Origin of the sequence: Sphingomonas arantia (genome assembly GCF_042682045.1) — a bacterium.
Taxonomy (GTDB): domain Bacteria; phylum Pseudomonadota; class Alphaproteobacteria; order Sphingomonadales; family Sphingomonadaceae; genus Sphingomonas_R; species Sphingomonas_R arantia.
The window spans coordinates 364,101-380,941 of sequence record NZ_JBHUGS010000001.1 but is presented as its reverse complement, the minus strand read 5'-3'; the positions used below and the strand labels follow the sequence as shown (position 1 = coordinate 380,941).

At 70.1% G+C, this 16,841-nt stretch carries 15 protein-coding genes; 6 read left to right on the top strand and 9 right to left on the bottom strand.

All coding sequences use genetic code 11. From position 1 onward, the window contains the following. Window positions 1–9 precede the first annotated feature (9 nt). Window positions 10–1,008: a glycosyltransferase family 2 protein gene (locus ACFSGX_RS01850; protein WP_380927031.1), complete on the top strand. Its 999-nt coding sequence runs from the start codon at window positions 10–12 to the stop codon at window positions 1,006–1,008. Here the strand turns inward: ACFSGX_RS01850 and ACFSGX_RS01845 are convergent. The 3 genes from ACFSGX_RS01845 to ACFSGX_RS01835 are packed head-to-tail and all read right to left on the bottom strand — an operon-like array spanning window position 937 to window position 3,327. Then, entirely contained in the window at window positions 937–1,530 is a 594-nt protein-coding gene (locus tag ACFSGX_RS01845; protein ID WP_380927029.1) for a class I SAM-dependent DNA methyltransferase, read from the bottom strand. The genes ACFSGX_RS01850 and ACFSGX_RS01845 overlap by 72 nt on opposite strands. Continuing rightward, window positions 1,520–2,311 (bottom strand): PIG-L deacetylase family protein, encoded by a 792-nt coding sequence (locus tag ACFSGX_RS01840; RefSeq protein ID WP_380927028.1) that lies wholly within the window; start codon window positions 2,309–2,311, stop codon window positions 1,520–1,522. Before ACFSGX_RS01840 ends, ACFSGX_RS01845 begins: the two co-directional genes overlap by 11 nt. Further along, entirely contained in the window at window positions 2,269–3,327 is a 1,059-nt protein-coding gene (locus ACFSGX_RS01835) for an acyl-CoA dehydrogenase family protein (protein ID WP_380927026.1), read from the bottom strand. Before ACFSGX_RS01835 ends, ACFSGX_RS01840 begins: the two co-directional genes overlap by 43 nt. A 253-nt stretch (window positions 3,328–3,580) precedes the next feature. Here ACFSGX_RS01835 and ACFSGX_RS01830 point away from each other — a divergent pair, with 253 nt between their 5' ends. From ACFSGX_RS01830 to ACFSGX_RS01820, 3 genes are all read left to right on the top strand, one after another. Beyond that, on the top strand, window positions 3,581–4,291 hold the full coding sequence (locus ACFSGX_RS01830; RefSeq protein WP_380927024.1) for a response regulator: 711 nt from the start codon (window positions 3,581–3,583) through the stop codon (window positions 4,289–4,291). Window positions 4,292–4,307: 16 nt separating this feature from the next. After that, the gene (locus tag ACFSGX_RS01825) at window positions 4,308–5,618 is read left to right on the top strand and encodes an ATP-binding protein (RefSeq protein WP_380927023.1); all 1,311 of its coding nucleotides are present in this window, start codon (window positions 4,308–4,310) and stop codon (window positions 5,616–5,618) included. Between the two features lie 109 nt (window positions 5,619–5,727). Further along, window positions 5,728–6,429 carry a carbonic anhydrase gene (locus tag ACFSGX_RS01820; RefSeq protein ID WP_380927022.1) on the top strand — a complete coding sequence of 234 codons (702 nt, stop codon included), beginning with the start codon at window positions 5,728–5,730 and terminating at the stop codon, window positions 6,427–6,429. A gap of 256 nt (window positions 6,430–6,685) precedes the next feature. On the opposite strand, the gene ACFSGX_RS01815 is transcribed toward ACFSGX_RS01820, so the two are convergent. The 4 genes from ACFSGX_RS01815 to ACFSGX_RS01800 form a co-directional block, all read right to left on the bottom strand. Beyond that, on the bottom strand, window positions 6,686–8,017 hold the full coding sequence (locus ACFSGX_RS01815) for an efflux transporter outer membrane subunit (protein WP_380928198.1): 1,332 nt from the start codon (window positions 8,015–8,017) through the stop codon (window positions 6,686–6,688). A 146-nt stretch (window positions 8,018–8,163) separates the two neighbouring features. Next, entirely contained in the window at window positions 8,164–9,270 is a 1,107-nt protein-coding gene (locus tag ACFSGX_RS01810; protein WP_380927021.1) for an HlyD family secretion protein, read from the bottom strand. A 3-nt stretch (window positions 9,271–9,273) separates the two neighbouring features. Beyond that, a complete protein-coding gene (locus tag ACFSGX_RS01805; protein ID WP_380927019.1) occupies window positions 9,274–10,947 on the bottom strand; it encodes an MFS transporter in 1,674 nt (557 codons plus the stop codon). A gap of 90 nt (window positions 10,948–11,037) precedes the next feature. Continuing rightward, window positions 11,038–11,796, bottom strand: a complete 759-nt coding sequence (locus tag ACFSGX_RS01800) for a competence/damage-inducible protein A (RefSeq protein ID WP_229673827.1) — start codon at window positions 11,794–11,796, stop codon at window positions 11,038–11,040. 64 nt (window positions 11,797–11,860) lie between these two features. On the opposite strand from ACFSGX_RS01800, the gene map reads away from it, so the two are divergent. Further along, window positions 11,861–12,688, top strand: coding sequence for a type I methionyl aminopeptidase (map, locus tag ACFSGX_RS01795; protein WP_380927018.1), 828 nt, complete (start codon window positions 11,861–11,863; stop codon window positions 12,686–12,688). 56 nt (window positions 12,689–12,744) lie between these two features. Continuing rightward, window positions 12,745–13,098, top strand: a complete 354-nt coding sequence (locus ACFSGX_RS01790) for a hypothetical protein (protein WP_380927017.1) — start codon at window positions 12,745–12,747, stop codon at window positions 13,096–13,098. 456 nt (window positions 13,099–13,554) lie between these two features. On the opposite strand, the gene ACFSGX_RS01785 is transcribed toward ACFSGX_RS01790, so the two are convergent. Next, window positions 13,555–15,816: an NADP-dependent malic enzyme gene (locus ACFSGX_RS01785; RefSeq protein ID WP_380927016.1), complete on the bottom strand. Its 2,262-nt coding sequence runs from the start codon at window positions 15,814–15,816 to the stop codon at window positions 13,555–13,557. Between the two features lie 40 nt (window positions 15,817–15,856). Then, the gene (locus ACFSGX_RS01780) at window positions 15,857–16,765 is read right to left on the bottom strand and encodes an ROK family protein (protein WP_380927015.1); all 909 of its coding nucleotides are present in this window, start codon (window positions 16,763–16,765) and stop codon (window positions 15,857–15,859) included. Window positions 16,766–16,841 lie beyond the last annotated feature (76 nt).

Here is a 16,841-nt window from a genome sequence, read left to right as displayed (position 1 = left end):
TCTTTTGCTATGATAAGATCGGAGCGGGACGCGATCCGGAATGTCGCGATCGCCATCCCATTACGGGACGAGGCGGACTGCATCGCCGCCTGCCTCGACGCGATCGATCGCGCAGCCCAGCGCTATGCCGGCCGCGTCACTGTCATCGCCTTCGCCAATGGCTGCACCGACGACAGCGTCGCGATCCTCGCCCGCTACCGCCCGCAGCATTTCCGGCTGGATGCCCGCGCCGTCTCGATGCTCCCCGGCGCGCGCCACGCCGGCTGGGCGCGCCGCCTCGCGCTCGATGCCGCCGCCGACCGCCTGACGGACGACCAAGACCTGCTGCTCGGCACCGACGCGGATACGCTGGTCGCGCCCGACTGGATCGTGCGGACCGCCGCGCATATCGACGCCGGCCACGATGCGGTCGCCGGCCTCGCCCTCACGCTCCGCGCCGAACGCGCCGCGCTCGGCCCCGCGGCGGTCGCCCGGCTGAACCTGCTCGGGCGCTACTTCACCGCGATCGACTATCTCCGCGCACCGGCCGCGACCGACGACGCCTGGCCCTGCCACGGCTATGAGGGCGGCGCGAGCATGGCGCTCACGCTCGGCCTCTACCGCCGGATCGGCGGCGCACCCACGCCCCCCGTCGGCGAAGACCGCGCCTTGTTCGCCGCAATCCGCACCGCCGGCGGCCACATCCGCCACGCGCGCGACGTCCGGGTCTTCACCTCCTGCCGCACCGAGGGCCGTGCATCGGGCGGCATGGCCGAAACGCTCCGCACCTGGATCGAACAGGACGACGCCGAGCCGCTCCACGAAACCTACCCGGTCCATGCGATGATCGCGCCGCAGGACCATGACGACCGCCAACCGCTCAGCTTCGCGACGCTCCCCGCCGCAATGGCCACCGCGCGCCGCATCGTCCGCGCCCGCCGGTCCGCCACCGACACATCAGTCGGCCACGTCTTCCCGCCGCCACAGATCGAGCCGGTAGGCGTCGTGGCGCTCGGCATGGACGGCTGACACCGCGTCGCCCAGCGCAGCGCGCAACTCCGCCGTCGCCGTATCGGCCGGCTTCGGATAATCGGTCGTGCCCGTCCAGTGGACCAGCAACAAATGCGCGCCCGGCACCGTAGCCTCGCGCAGATACGCTCCCAGCCGCACGATATCCGGGCTGTCGAGATAATAGACGACCTCCGACAGCATCACGAGATCGAACACCCCCTCCGGCACCTCGTCCGGCACCGCCATCTTGGCGAACGTGACCTGCGGCAGCCCCGCGCACCGCTCCGCCGCCCGCGCCAGCGCCGTCTCCGACACGTCGACCGCCACCAGTGCGTCGCACCGCGCCGCCAGCCGTTCGGTCAGCACGCCGATCGAACAGCCGACCTCCAGCACCCGCCCGAACTGCTCCGCCGGCAGGGCGGCCAGCGTGCGGTCATACTTCGCCGCCTCATACTCGCTCGTCTCGAACTTCCACGGGTCGGGGTCGTCGCGGTACAGCTTCTCGAAATAGTCCGCGTCGATCGTCGTCTCACGCCGCATGTCGAACTCCTTCCAGCAACACAGTCCGCGGCCGTGCGGTCAGCGCGATCATCGCGCGCGGCAGGCGGAACGGATCGACTGCCCCCTGTACCCGCGTGCCCGTCTGGCTGCGATGGCAATCGATCGACCGCCGATGCGCCCGCCGCACACCCGTCACATCCACCGACACAACCCGCCGCCCGCTCAGCTTCGCGCCCAGCGCTGGATCGGTCCAGCCCCACACCAGATATTCGTACAACCGCACCCGCCCCCGCGCCGCAGTCACCACCGCCCGCGCCAGCGCCGCCGCCGCCTCGTGATCGCAATGCGCCTCTCCGGCCCAGCACACCGCCAGCGCCCGAATGCGATGCCGCACGATCAGTGCGCCCAACCGCCGAACCCCCGCCCGAAACACCTTATCCCCCACCATCGGCGGCGCCGCATCGCGCCACCCGAGATGCAGCGCCGGCCGCATACCCAATGCCCGCACCGCATGCCCCGCCTCCTGCCGCCGCACGCCCGCCAGCCGCCGCGGCCCCCAGCCCGGCGCCCCGACATGGCTCGCCGCCCCGTCCGTCAGGATCGCGACGCGCGGATCCGCCCCCGCCGCCGCCAGCCGCGCGAGCATGCCACCCGCGCCCAATGCCTCGTCATCCGGATGCGGCGCCAGCACCAGCCAGGGTCCCAGCGCCGCCAACGCACCCACGTCCAGCCCGCGCCCACGCCGCACAAGCCGCGCCCAGGTCCGCTGCCCCGGCGCTACCACCACCGATCGCTGCCCCAGCAGTCCTGCTCGATCCACGCCCCCGCCGCCCGGTCGCGCGCCTGGTCCGGCACCGGCTGGCGCAGATACAGTCCCAGGTCGCGCGTAATCCGGTCGATCCGGTTACCCGTGAAGAACGACGCCGTCCCCACGGCCCGCGCCGCCGCCTCCATCGTCGCCAGCCCGGCCTCCTCCACCACGCCGCGTGTCATCAGAACCAGCGCGACGGCATCCGGCTCGTCGGCCTCGGTCGCCTGCGCCGCGCGATCGACCCACAAGGCCGCCGACCGCACCGCCGCCACGCACGCCCCGAACCGCGCCCGCTGGATCGCGTCGCCGTCCTTCTTCGCGGCGATCAGATGATCGCGGTAATGCCGCAGCAGCGCGATCACGCCGCCCAGCTGCACCGCCGTGAACCGCCACGCCCCACCGCTGAACCGCGGCTCCGTCTCGTACACGTCGCCGCCGCCGATCATCGCGGCGTCCGGCACCACCATCCCGTCGAAATCGAACGCCCCGCTGCCCGTCCCCTTCATCCCCCGCACGGTCCAACCGCTCAGGTCGACCCGCGCCTCCTCCCAGCGCAGATCGACGAACACCAGCCGCTTGGCCCCGTCGGGCCCGCGCACGGTGATCAGCACGCGGTCGAGAAACCCCGCACCCGTCGCGAAACTCTTCTCGCCCACCAGCCGCCAGCCATCGTCCTGCGGCATCGCCTGCATCTCCGGCACCGGCCCGGTCGCCCACACGCCGAAAATCATCCCCGCCGCCAGGTCATCCGCCAGCATCGCGCGCTGCGCCGCATCGCCGTACGCATTGACCAACTGCGCGGCATTCACATGCCCCTCGAAGATCCGCCCCAGCCCCAGGTCCGCCCCACCGACCAGCCGCAACGCCTCGACCAGCGCCGCCGTCTCTTCGCCCGCCGCGACGGTCGCAAACGCCCGCGTCGCCCCCATGTCGCGCAACGCCAACATCTTCTCGGCCGGAAACACACCCTCGACGTCCGGATCGGCCCGATCCCACTCCAGAACCGCACTCCGCAAGGTCGGCATCAGATCGGCGTCGATAGCGATGACAGGGCTCCTCAAACTCCCCAACCGAACGGCGCACCGCGACCGACGTTCCCATGCGCCCCACACGTCCCGTACCCCGCGGATGCCGGGGTCCAGCTAAGTCACCAGCGCCACGCCGACAGAAGCAGGACTGGATCCCCGCCTCCGCGGGGATACGATCGAGGCGAGGACTCCAGGTCCATCAACAACCCCCATCATTGACCGCCCCCCGCCCCGCACCTAACCACACCGCATGACCGCCCCCATCATCCTGCTGGTCGAAGACGACCCCGGCCTCCGCACGCTCACCGCCCGCGCGCTCGGCGAGAACGGGTTCCAGGTCCGCCCCGCCGCCTCCGCACCCGAAATGTGGATCGCGTTCGAAGCCGGCCCGGTCGACCTCGTCCTGCTCGACATCATGCTGCCCGGCACCAGCGGCATCGACCTGTGCCGCCAGATCCGCCAGAAAAGCGACGTGCCGATCATCTTCGTCAGCGCTAAGACCAGCGAGACCGACCGCGTCATCGGGCTCGAACTCGGCGCGGACGACTATCTCCCCAAACCGTTCGGCACGCGCGAACTGCTCGCCCGCGTCCGCGCCGTCCTGCGCCGCGGCGGGCTCGACCGACGGCACGGCGAGGGCGGCGAGAACAAGGCCGAATTCGCCGGCTGGACGGTCGATTTCCCGCGCCGCGAACTGCGCTCCCCCAGCGGCGCGGTCATCGACCTGACCGGCGCGGAGTTCGACCTGCTCGCCTCGTTCCTGGATCATCCGCAACGCGTTATCGGCCGCGAACGGCTGATCGAACTGTCACGCACCCGGCTCGCCGACGCCTCGGATCGCAGCATCGACGTGCTGGTCAGCCGGCTGCGGCGGAAACTGTCGACCACCGACGTGCCCTCGCCGATCGTCACGGTCCGCGGCGCGGGCTACATGTTCAACGCGGTCGTGAACCGGACATGATGTTACGCGGCCCGGCATGAGGCTCGCCCGCCCCTCGCTCGGCCTGCTCGGCCAGATCTTCCTGATCGTGCTGCTCACCGTCGCGGTCGAATTCGGCGCCAGCACCTTCCTCTACGAACGCACCAGCCGGCTGTCCGCGCAGGAGGACGAGGCGCGCCGCGTCGCCGAACATCTCGTCATTTCGCGCCGCCTGCTCGCCGACAGCCCGGTTGATCAACGCCCCGCCATCGCCGAACAACTGACCACCGATCGCTACGACATCCAGTGGCGCCCCACCCGCACCGTGCCGCCCCCCGTCCCCGCCGAACTGCGCGAGATGCGGTTGCAGATCGTCGCCTGGGAACCGGTGCTCGCCAACACCGATCTGCGGCTCCGCCTGAAATCGCCGGGGGTCAGCAACATCGTGGTCGGCGGCCTCCGTTTGCCCGACGGCACCTGGATCGATTTCAGCACGGACGAGCTGCTCACCGGCACCACGCTCGCCTTCACGCGCATCGTCATCGCGCTGCTCCCCGCGCTCGCGCTCATCGGCATCGGCTTCCTCGTGCTGCGCGTTACGCTGCGCCCCATGCGGATGCTCGCCAACGCCGCCGACGCGATCGGCCACGGCGCGCCCACCACCTTGCCCGAACAAGGCAGCCGCGAGGTGCGCCAGGTCATCCACGCGTTCAACGATATGCAGGCCCGCATCCTGCAACTGATCGACGACCGGACCGAGGCGCTCGCCGCGGTCGGCCACGACCTGCGCACCCCCATCGCGCGCCTGCGCCTCCGCACCGACGCCGTCCCCGACGCGGCACTCCGCACCTCGATGGACGGCGACCTCGCCGAAATGGAGGCGATGCTCTCCTCGCTGCTGGCCTTCTTCGGCGGGGACAGCGATCCGGAGGCACCCGAGCGGATCGACCTCGCCGTCATGCTCGCCACTTTGGTCGACGACGCGACCGACCGCGGCCGCACCGCCGACTATGACGGCCCCGACCACTTCGACGCGCATCTCCGCCCGCTGGAGATCAAGCGCGCGGTCGCCAACCTCGTCGACAATGCGCTCCATTATGGCGAGGCGATCGTCGTGGCGCTGGTGGTGGAGCCGGGCCGCATCCTGATCCGCGTCGACGACGACGGCCCCGGCATCCCGCCAGACGCTCTCGAAACGGTACTGCGCCCGTTCGAACGGCTCGATCCCGCCCGCGCCCGCAATACCGAGGGGTTCGGCCTCGGCCTCGCCATCGTCGCGCGCGCCGTCGCCCGGGCGGAAGGGACGCTCGCGCTCATCAACCGTCCCGAAGGCGGCCTCCGCGCCGAAATCACGCTCCCGCACCGCTGAGGTCCGAGCAACACTTACTTACGCACCATCCCTATCGCAGCAAAACTGGTCTGGCACTTCGACCCTCAACGGGGCCGCACTCTGCGCCCCGACAGGATGGAGCAGAACCATGAACGAGCTGATCGGTCGCGTCTTCGGCTTCGAGAAGACCGAATATAAGAATCGCAGCAGCCTGTACGCGAAGCTCGCGTCGGACGGCCAAAGCCCCAAGGCGCTGATGATCTCCTGCGCGGACAGCCGCGTTGTGCCGGAACATATCATGCAGGCGCAGCCCGGCGACCTGTTCGTCTGCCGCAACGCCGGCAACATCGTGCCGCCCCATTCGCAGATGAACGGCGGCGTGTCCTCCACCGTCGAATATGCGGTCGTGGCGCTCGGCGTGCGCGACATCATCGTCTGCGGCCACAGCGATTGCGGCGCGATGAAGGGCCTCGCCAATCCCGAAGCACTCGGCGCGATGCCGATCGTCGCCGGCTGGCTCAAGCACGGCCACGGCGCCGCGCAGATCGTCTCCGACTGCTATCCCCACCTCGAAGGGGCCGACAAGGTCCGCGCCATCGCGATGGAGAATGTCGCGGCGCAGCTGACGCACCTCCGCACGCATCCGTCGGTCGCGGCCGGCATCGCCCGCGGCGAAATCGCGCTGCACGGCTGGTTCGTCGACATCCACGCCGGCACCATCCTCGGCCTCGACGGCAAGACCGGCCGCTTCGTCACGCTGCGCGAAGACGAGCCCCTGCCCGTCGCCGTCGAACAGGCCGCCCGCCACGCCTACGACGTCCACAGCCCCGCCCTGGAAGCGGCGGAGTAAGGCGGCGCGGCGAGCGAACTGCCCGCGCCACACACGTCATCCCGGCGAAAGCCGGGATCTCCCTCCGGTGAAGAACCCACCCCAGGCCCCAAGGGAGATCCCGGCCTACGCCGGGATGACGATAGTGGGGGCACGTCGGAAAAGACGGCGAGGAACGTCGCACACGCGGCGCAACCGGGTCAGCCCCACCCCAAACCGTCATCCCGGCGAACGCCGGGATCTCCCTTCGGTCGAACCAAACCCAAAGCCCAAGCGGCTACCGCCCCCAGCCGCCCCCAAGCGCCTGGTACAACGTCACCACCGCGGTCAGCTGATCCGTCCGCGCCTGGATCAGCGTCAGGTCCGCGGTCAGCAACCCGCGTTGCGCGTCCAGCTGCTCGATATAACTCGCATAGCCCGCCCGGTACCGGTTGGTCGCCAGCCGCAACGCCTGCGCCAGCGCCTCGCGCTGCAACCCGACCGCCTCGGCCTGCTCGCCCGACCGCCGCACGCCGGCCAGACTGTCGTCCACCTCGCGAAACGCGGTCAGCGCCGTCCCGCGATACGCGAACGCCGCCGCATCGCGCCGCGCGGTCGCTGCCTCCGCCCCGGCACGCACCCGTCCGCCGTCGAAGATCGGCCCCAGCACGCTCCCACCGACCGAGAACAAAGTCACCGGCGCCGCGATCAGCGACGACAGCGCCAGCCCAGCCGTCCCCGACAGGTTCAGCCGCGGCAGGTACAGCGCCCGCGCCGCCGACAGGCTGAGGTCCGCCGACGCCAGCCGATACTCCGCCGCGGCAATATCCGGCCGCCGCCGCAACAGCTCCGACGGCAGTTCGGACGGGATCGCCGGCGGCACCAGCGCCGCCAGCGGCCGCCCGCGCGCGATCGCCCCTGGCACGCCACCGGTCAGCACGCTCAAGCTGTTCTCCTGCCGGCTGATCGATAGTTCGACCTGCGGGATCAGCTGCGCCGCGCTCTGATATTCCGCCTCCGCCTGCCGCAGTTCCAGCAACGAGGTATAGCCCGTCAGCGCCCGCCGCTGCGCCAGCCGCAACGCCTCGTCGCGCGCCACCAGCGTCTCCTGCGCCGTCTGCAACCGCGCATCGAGCGCGCGGAGCGTGATGTACCCGTTCGCCGTCGTCGCCGCGACCGACAGCGCGGTCGTATCGCGCGACGCCTGCGCCGCCAGCAGGTCCGCACGCGCCGCCCGGTCCAGCGTCGCCAGCCGCCCGAACAGGTCGACCTCATACGCCACCTGTACCCCCGGCTGCCCGACCAGCCCGTCCACGCCCGTGCCCAGCGCCGTCAACGTCCGCTGCTCGGCGACACTCGCACTCCCGTTCAGCGAAGGCGACAACGCCGCCCGCGCCAACCGCTGGTTCGCCCGCGCCTCCGCGATCCGCGTCGCCGCGACCGCGAGGTCGGTGTTGTTCGCCAACGCCGCCTCGACCAGCTGGGTCAAAACGGGATCACCGAACCCGCGCCACCACTCCGCGGTCACCGGCGCCGTCACAGCAAACTGCGTCCGCCACCCCGCCGGCGCCGTCACGGCGGCAGCGACGGGCACTTCCGGCCGCGGCCCAGCACACCCAGCAAGGAGAATCGCAACCGCGACACCCGCAAGCCCTCTCCCCCCCGGGGAGAGGGTTGGGAGAGGGGGTGACGCCAGGTGAAACGCCCGACGCTCCGCGCTGACCTCCCCCCTCTCCCCAACCCTCTCCCCGCAGGGGCGAGGGGGCAGCAAAACCCTCACCGCCCCGTATCCACTCTGGCTTCCACCGACATCCCCGGCCGCAACCGCCGCGCCAGCGCCTGCCCCGGATCGATCGCGATGCGAACCGCGATCCGCTGCGGCACCTTAACGAAATTGCCGGTCGCCGTGTCGGTCCGGATGATGCTGAACTCGCTCCCCGCCGCGGGCGACAGGTTCTGCACCCGCCCGGTCAGCCGCGCGCCGCCCAGCGCGTCGACCGCGAACGACGCGCGCTGCCCCGCCGCCATCTTCGCGGTCTGCGCTTCCTTGAAGTTCGCGATCACCCACATCTGCTCGGGCACCAGGAACATCAGCTGCGTCCCCGCCGTCACATATTGCCCCACGCGCCCGCCGACCTCGCTCAGCGTGCCGGCCTGGGGTGCGCGGATGATCGTGTTGGCAAGGTCGATCCGCGCCAGGTTCAGCGCCGCGTCCGCGCCCTCCACCGCCGCCGCCAGCCCGCCGCGCCCGACCGCCACCGACCGCACGTCCTGTTGCCCGATCGCGCGCGCCGCCTCGGCCTGCTGCAACGCCGCCTCGGCCTGCAACAGCGCCGCGCGCGTCTGGTCGCGTTCGCGCAGCGACACCGACCCGTCGCTCGCCAGATCCTCGACCCGCGCCATATCGGCCTGCGCGCGCACCAGCTGCGCCCGCGCCCCCGCCACCGCGGCATCCTGCGACGCCACCGCCGCCTCGCGCGATCGGCGCGCTTGCGCGCTGTTGCTCAGCGTCGCCTGCTGCCCCGCGACGGTCGCCAACGCCTGCTCCACCCGCTGGCGGTAGATCCGGTCGTCGATCCGCACCAGCATCTGCCCGCGCGCGACATGCTGGAAATCCTGCACCGGCACCGCCACCAGATATCCCGACACCTGCGGGCTCACTACCGTCACCTGCCCCCGCACATAGGCGTTCTCGGTCGCCTGCGTATCCGACACGAACGGCGGCAGCCGCCACGCGTACAGGATCGCCAGCACGCCCGCGACGACCAGCACCGCGATCAGCGCGAGGCTCCCCAGGCTCTTCGCCGGCGGCCGCCACCGGCGCGCGGCTGGAGCAGGCGCGGGCGCGGCGACGGGCGGCGTTTCAGGGTCAGCGTCGGCCATGGCTCAACTCGTGGTCGCAGCCAGCGCGGCCCGGCGGCGGGCCCGCTGGATGCGGGTGATGTGGATCGACGCCCATAGCATGGTGACGAGCGCGATCACGCCGATCAATCGGAACACGTCGTCATACGCCAGGATATTGGCCTCGCGTGTCAGCGATTGCCCGATCAGCGCGACCCCCTCGGCCTGCCGCAACGCCGGATCGCCGATCACGCGCCCCAGCCCCGCCCCGCCCGCGGTCACCCGCGACGCCACGACCGGATCGGTCAGCGACACCTGATTGCCCAGCTGGATCAGGTGGACCCGCGTCTGCACCGTCTGGAACGTCCCGATCAACGCCGCACCGATCAGCCCGCCCAGGCTCTGCGTCACGCTGAACAACACCGAAAAACTCACGAAATAGGACGGCCCCGCCGCCAGCGCGCGCGTCAGCCCGACGAGCAGCGCCGGCCCGATGAACAGCAACGCCGCGAACCCCAGGATCGCCTGGCTGACGTACAGCTGCGGCGGCCGCGTCAGGTTGGTCGCCCCCATGTCCATGAACGCCCCGAGCGCGATCATGCCCAGCGCGATCAGGATCGGCTTGCCCAGGAAATTGGGGTTCAGCGTCAGCGACCCCACCACCATCCCCGCAATGCTCGCGAACAGGATCACGACGAACAGCCCGCGCATCTGCTCGTTGCCCAGCCCCAGCGTCGTCAACAACCCCACCGCCCCGGTCGTCTGCTCCGCCAACACGACGCGCGTCAGAATCGCCACCAGCGCGAACCGCAGGATGTCGCCGCTGCCCAGCCAGCGCGTGTTGAGTAGCGGGTTCTCGCGGCGGTGCTCGATCGAGAACCCGACCGTCAGCAGCACTACCGCCGCGCACAGCGCGTAGCCCAGCCACGGCGCCTCGAACCACCACAGCACGCGCCCCAGCCCCAACACCGCGGTCAGCAGCGCCAGCCCCGGCGCGACCAGCACGAAGGTCAGGAAATCGCCCCGCTCGAATGCCTTAAACCGCTCGCTCGGCGGCAACGGCAACCACCGCACCGCCGCCAGCGTCAACAACGCGAGACCAAGCTCGAACACATAGAATGTCTGCCACTGCCCCGCCTCCAGGAGTTCCGACGGGAACAGCCGGGCCAGCGGCGTCGCCAGCTGCGGTATCCCCACCGCGAACACCAGCCCCTTCAGCCGCCACGCCGGCTTGAACGCCTGCATCATGTACAGCAGCGCCAGCGTCGACAGCGACGCCGCCGCAATCCCGCTGAACGCGCGCACCACGATCGCCGACGCGAAACTATGCGCCACCAGATGCCCCGCCGTCGCCAGCACATAGCCGACGAGGAAAATCTGCACGAACAGCCGCAACCCGAACTGCTGCCGGAACTTCACCAGCAACAGGCCGCTGACCACGTTCGTCATGACATAGACGGTCGGCAGCCACGCCGCCTCGGCCGGATACAGCCCCAGTTCCCCCTGCAAACTTGTCAGGTTCGCGGTGACGATCCCGTTGCCCAGCCCGCCGGTGATCCCCGCCAGCGCCGCGATCCCGCCGAACGCCAGCCGTACCCGCATCGGATGATCCGGGATCGCCGGCGACCCGGGCATGATCGACCGCTCATGCGGCTCCGGCACCCACGTATCGGGCGCGCTCCACCACCACCCCCGCCCGCGCAGGCTCGCCGGGATCATGCGAAGGAAGGCCGGTTCATGACTGAAACATAGGCCGTCAACGTTAAAACATTAACCCCCCTCCATTTCAGGGGAGGGGCTCGCGAGACCTCAAATGCCCCCGTCGGTCGCCACATGTCCGACCTCGGCCAGCCGCGCGACCAGGTCCTCCGCGCACGCATCCAGCGCATCCTGCTCGGTCGACCGCACCACGAAATTGGCACCCACCCGCCCGTCGCGGAAGAACGGATAACTCCCGATCTGGCACGCCGCATGGTCGCGCTCGGTCTCGCGCAACGTGTCGGCGATCTCGCTTTCCGGCACCATGCAGCCGACGGTGCGCGACAGCAGCGGCCGCCCGCCCTCCAGCTGCCCCGACAGCGCCTCCAGCATCATCCCCGCGATGTGCGGCACGCCCGCCATGATGAAGATATTGCCGTGGCGGATCCCCGGCGCGCCCGACATCCGGTTCTCGATCAGGTCCGCGCCCTCCGGCACCCGCGCCATCCGCAGCCGCGCCTCGTTCAGCCCGCCGCGGCTGGCATAATAGTCCTCCAGCACGGCGCGCGCCTGCGGATGCACCACCACCGGCACGCCCAGCGCCACCGCGATCGCATCCACCGTGATGTCGTCGTGCGTCGGCCCGATGCCACCGGTCGTGAACAGATAATCCGCCTTCGCGGTCAGCGCATGGACCGCATCCACGATCACCGCCTCCACGTCGGGCACCACCCGCACCTCGACCAGCCTGATCCCCTGCAGGTTCAGCCACAGCGCCACCTGCGCCACGTTGCGGTCCTGCGTCCGCCCCGACAGGATTTCGTCCCCAATGACGAGGAGGGCGGCGGTCCAGATGCGTGTCTCGGTCATGGCCGCGGCATAGACCCTTCGCGCATGCTCGCAAAGCGGCGAACGTCGCGCTATATCCTGCATCATGACGGAATATCTGACCATCACCACCGCGGACCCGGTGACGCGCGACGGCGCGATCAAGCTGTACGATGCCGACGGTTTCGCCGGCATGCGCCGCGCCGGCCGGCTGGCCGCCGAAATCCTCGACGCGCTTGTGCCGCATGTCGTGCCCGGCGTCACCACCGCCGCGCTCGACCGGATCGTGGCGGACATGTGCCGCGCGGCCGGCGCGGTGCCCGCCACGCTCGGCTACCGCGGTTACACGCACAGCAGTTGCATCTCGATCAACCACGTCGTCTGCCACGGCATCCCGGGGCCGAAGACGCTGAAGGACGGCGACATCGTCAACGTCGATGTCACCCCGCTGCTCGACGGCTGGCACGGCGACAGCAGCCGCATGTACATCGCCGGTGACGCCGCGGTGAAGGCGCGCCGCCTGGTCGAGGTCACCTACGAATGCCTCATGGCCGGCGTCGCCGCCGCACGGCCCGGCAACACGATGGGCGACATCGGCCACGCGATCCAGGTCCACGCCGAAAAGCACCGCTACGGCATCGTCCGCGATTTCTGCGGCCACGGCGTCGGCCGCGTGTTCCACGACGCGCCGGAGGTCGTCCATCTCGGCCGCCCCGGCACCGGCCCCGAACTGAAACCCGGCATGATCTTCACGATCGAACCGATGATCAACATCGGCCGCGGCGACGTGAAGGTGCTCGACGACGGCTGGACGGCCGTCACGCGCGACCGCTCGCTGTCGGCGCAGTTCGAACATTCGATCGGCATCACCGACGACGGTTGCGAGACCTTCACGACCAGCCCCGCCGGTTTTCACGCACCCCCCTATATTTGATCGAACGTTTGCCGGCGTCCCACGTTGGCGTCGCGATACCGATCCGGAGACCTGACATGCGCGCCCTGCTGATCCCCCTGCTGGCCCTCGCCGCCGCCCCCGTTGCCGCGCAGGTCCCTGCCGCCGCCCCGGCCGCGGAAGCAGCCGTCCCGCTCCCCGGCGCCGAAACCACCCTCACGCTGAACGCAAAGGTCCTGGCCGAACTCCAGGCCCAGGCCGCCAATCGCGCCGCCCAGGCCGCCCAATATCGCGGCGCCGTCGCGGTCACGAACCAGCAGACGATCGAAGTCCAGCGCATCGCCGAAGAAACCGAAGCCGACTACGCCGCCCGCGTCGCCGCCTGGAAAGCCAAAACCGCCGAAGCCTGCACCGCCGGCAACGCCGAAGCCTGCGCGAAGATTAGGAACTAAGGCCGACCGCAACGCCGACTGTTCCCCGGCGAAGGCCGGGGCCTAGGTGGTCCCTCACGTAACAAGCGCGTCAGGACCGGGTCCCAGCCTTCATTTGGATCACTAATGCCGGACGAGTTCCACCGGTCCAAGGATACGCGGCGTTCTACCCAAAACCGCCCATCCCGAGCGCAGTCGAGGGACCCGTCGAGCGCAGCCGAGACGCCAACAGCGCCCCAAGGCTTCGCTCAGGGGAAAGTGATGCAACTTCGCTGTCGTCAACGGATCAGCACAACCTAGCACATCACCGTATTAACTAGATCCACCCACCGATCCGTTTGGTTCGAGCCTGTCGAGAACCCCGCGCGGAGTTCTCGACAGGCTCGAACCAAACGGGGATGGGGCATGCCTAGGGACCTGATGCGGTCACGCTCCACAACCAGCGGGTCTCAGAAGATCTAAGACCCGCGAACCCAACTACCCGGCAGCCACCGCCAGCGCAGTCATGTTCACCACCGTCCGCGCCGTCGCCGCAGACGTCAGCACATGGATCGGCTTCGACATACCCAACAGCATCGGCCCGACCACCAGTCCCTCGGCCGACGCCGCCAGCAGCGTCAGCGAGATGTTGGCCGAGTCCAAGGTCGGAAAGATCAACAGGTTCGCACTGTCGGTCAGCGCGCTCGACCCGACGATCCGCTCGCGCAAAGGCGCGCTCAGCGCGGTGTCGGCGTGCATTTCGCCGTCGATCTCCAGGTCCGGGTCCATCGCGCGGATCAGCTTCAGCGCCTCGCGCATCTTCCGCGGCTGGCGCGTATTGGCCGCCCCGAAATTGCTGTGCGACAGCAGCGCACCCTTCGGCACGATGCCGAACCCGCGCACCGCGCGCGCCGCCAGCACCGCCATCTCGGCGACCTCTTCGCAGCTCGGATCGACGTTCATGTGCGTGTCGCAGAAGAACAACGTCCGCTCGCCCACGATCAGCGCGGTCATCGCCGACACGCGCGTCACCTCCGCCCGGCGTGGAATGATCGGCAGGACATACGTCGTCTGCTGCCACCAGTCGGCGCTGCCCCCGCACAGCGCGGCATCGACATGCCCCGCCTTCAGCAGCATCGCGGCGCTCACCGCCGGCCGGTTGCGCAGCCGCCGTTCCGCCGCCGCCGGCGTCACGCCCTTGCGATCGACCAGCGCCTGGTAATCGGGCACCAGCGACGCGAACAGCTCGGTATCGGCGCCCGGATCGGCGATCTCGATATCCTCGCCCTCGCGAATGCGCAGGCCCAGCGCCGCGATCCGCGCCTCGATCACCTCGCGCCGGCCGACCAGCACGGGTTTCGCCAGCCGCTCGTCCACCACGATCTGCGCCGCACGCAGGATCCGCTCGTCCTCCGCCTCGGCATAGGCGATCCGCTTCGTCTCGGTCCGCGCGCGTTCGAACACCGGCGTCATCAGCTGGTTCGAGCGGTATGTGAACACCTGCAGCTTGCGGCGATACGCCTCGAAATCGGTGATCGGCCGCGTCGCGACACCGTCCGCCGCCGCCGCCCGCGCCACCGCGGGCGCGACTTCCGTCGCCAGCCGCGGATCGAACGGCGCGGGAATGATATGCCCCGGCCCGAACAACAGCGACCGTCCGCCATAGGCGCGCGCCACCGTCTCGTCCGGTTCCGCGCGGGCCAGCGCCGCGATCGCCTCGACCGCCGCGATCTCCATTCCCGGCGTGATCGCGGTCGCCCCGCAATCCAGCGCCCCGCGGAAGATATACGGGAAACACAGCACGTTGTTGACCTGGTTCGGATAATCCGACCGCCCGGTCGCCACGATCGCATCGGGCCGATGCTCGGCGATCAGCTCGGGCAGAATCTCCGGCTCCGGGTTCGCCATCGCCAGGATCAGCGGCTTGTCCGCCAGCAGCGGCAGCCATTCCGGCTTGAACACCCGCGGCGCCGACAGCCCCAGGAAGATGTCCGCCCCCGCGATCACGTCGGCCAGGTTCCGCGCATCCGTCTGGTGCGCATAACGCGCCATGTTGGGCAGCATGTCGGTTTCGCGATCGGCATAGATCACGCCCTTGATGTCGGTGATCGTGACGTTCTCGATCCGCATCCCCATCGCGACGAGCAGGTCGACGCACGCCAGCGCCGCCGCACCCGCGCCCGACGTCACCAGCCGGACATTCTCGATCGTCTTGCCCTGCAGCAGCAGCGCGTTGCGCACCGCCGCCGCCACCACGATCGCGGTGCCGTGCTGGTCGTCGTGGAACACCGGGATGTTCATCCGCGCGCGCAGCTTCGCCTCGATCGCGAAGCATTCCGGCGCCTTGATATCCTCCAGGTTGATGCCGCCGAACGTCGGTTCCAGTGCGGCCACCACCTCGACGAAATGGTCCGGATCGGTCGCGTCGACCTCGATGTCGAACACGTCCAGCCCGGCGAATTTCTTGAACAGGACGGCCTTGCCCTCCATCACCGGCTTGCCCGCCAGCGGCCCGATATTGCCCAGCCCCAGCACCGCGGTGCCGTTGGAGATCACCGCGACGAGGTTGCCGCGCGCCGTCAGCTCGCGTGCCTGGTCCGGGTCCGCGACGATCGCCTCGCACGCCGCGGCCACGCCGGGGGAATAGGCCAGCGCCAGGTCGCGCTGGTTCGCCATCCGCTTCGTCGGTTCGACCGACAATTTCCCCGGCTGCGGATACCGGTGATAATCGAGCGCCGCCTGCCGGAAATCATCGTCCATGCCGTACCGTTCCTCATGCCTGTCGTCGCGCACCCCTGCTCTAGGCGGCGACGTCCGCGATTGCCAGCCTCGCCAGTGCGATCGCGCCCATCGGCCCCGCCATCGCGCCCAGCTCCGGGCCGGACACGAACCGCTCAATGTCCCCCGCCACCCGCTCCGCATGCGCATAACCGCCCAGGCTGGCGACCAGCGCGGCGCGGATCCGCGGGATCAGGTGCGGCTGCCCCACCGGCACGCCCCCGCCCAGCAGGATGCGCTGCGGCGCGGTGGTCAGCACCAGATTGTGCAGCATCATCGCCAGCGCATGGACCACCCCGTCCCACGCCGGATCGTCCGGGGACAGCAGCTCGGCTGCTCGCCCACTGCGCGCCGCGATCGCCGGCCCCGCCGCCAGCCCCTCCACGCAATCACCGTGATAGGGGCAGTGCCCCGGCCAGTCGTCGCCCGCCATCCGCGCGATCCGCAGATGCCCCGCCTCCGGATGCCCCAGCCCGCGCACCGCCTGGCCATTGACGACGATCCCGACCCCGATCCCGGTGCCGACCGTCACATAGGCATGGCTCGCCAGCCCACGCGCCGCCCCCCAGCGCCCCTCGGCCAGCGCCGCCCCCGCCACGTCGGTGTCCAGCATCACCGGCAGCCCGGTCGCGGCGACCAGCGGCCCGACGATATCGACCCCCGACCACCCCGGCTTCGGCGTCCGCACGACATGGCCGTAATCGGGAGCATCCGGATCCAGCTCCAGCGGCCCGAAACTCCCGACCCCCAGCGCCCGCGCCCGCGTCCCCACGTCCCACTCGCGCAGCACCTCGACGATCCGCCCCAGCGTCGCCCCCGGCGCCCCCGTCGCGATCCGCTCCGTCGCCACCACCCGATCCGGCCCGGCCGCCAGGATACACACACACTTCGTTCCGCCCAGCTCGACGCCGGCATAGAGAGGTTCTGTCATGGAGGTGTTTTGGGGCAGCGCAACGAGAGTCCGCAAGCATGATCGAAGCAGCCCTTGTAAGTTCGGCGCCGTCATG

Coding starts and splice junctions, on each gene's coding strand:
- ACFSGX_RS01810 (WP_380927021.1), bottom strand. CDS start 9,270: ATGGCCGACGCTGACCCTGAAACGCCGCCCGTCGCCGCGCCCGCGCCT.
- ACFSGX_RS01780 (WP_380927015.1), bottom strand. CDS start 16,765: ATGACAGAACCTCTCTATGCCGGCGTCGAGCTGGGCGGAACGAAGTGT.
- ACFSGX_RS01800 (WP_229673827.1), bottom strand. CDS start 11,796: ATGACCGAGACACGCATCTGGACCGCCGCCCTCCTCGTCATTGGGGAC.
- ACFSGX_RS01805 (WP_380927019.1), bottom strand. CDS start 10,947: ATGATCCCGGCGAGCCTGCGCGGGCGGGGGTGGTGGTGGAGCGCGCCC.
- ACFSGX_RS01850 (WP_380927031.1), top strand. CDS start 10: ATGATAAGATCGGAGCGGGACGCGATCCGGAATGTCGCGATCGCCATC.
- ACFSGX_RS01825 (WP_380927023.1), top strand. CDS start 4,308: ATGAGGCTCGCCCGCCCCTCGCTCGGCCTGCTCGGCCAGATCTTCCTG.
- ACFSGX_RS01785 (WP_380927016.1), bottom strand. CDS start 15,816: ATGGACGATGATTTCCGGCAGGCGGCGCTCGATTATCACCGGTATCCG.
- ACFSGX_RS01845 (WP_380927029.1), bottom strand. CDS start 1,530: ATGCGGCGTGAGACGACGATCGACGCGGACTATTTCGAGAAGCTGTAC.
- ACFSGX_RS01830 (WP_380927024.1), top strand. CDS start 3,581: ATGACCGCCCCCATCATCCTGCTGGTCGAAGACGACCCCGGCCTCCGC.
- ACFSGX_RS01820 (WP_380927022.1), top strand. CDS start 5,728: ATGAACGAGCTGATCGGTCGCGTCTTCGGCTTCGAGAAGACCGAATAT.
- ACFSGX_RS01835 (WP_380927026.1), bottom strand. CDS start 3,327: ATGCCGACCTTGCGGAGTGCGGTTCTGGAGTGGGATCGGGCCGATCCG.
- map (WP_380927018.1), top strand. CDS start 11,861: ATGACGGAATATCTGACCATCACCACCGCGGACCCGGTGACGCGCGAC.
- ACFSGX_RS01790 (WP_380927017.1), top strand. CDS start 12,745: ATGCGCGCCCTGCTGATCCCCCTGCTGGCCCTCGCCGCCGCCCCCGTT.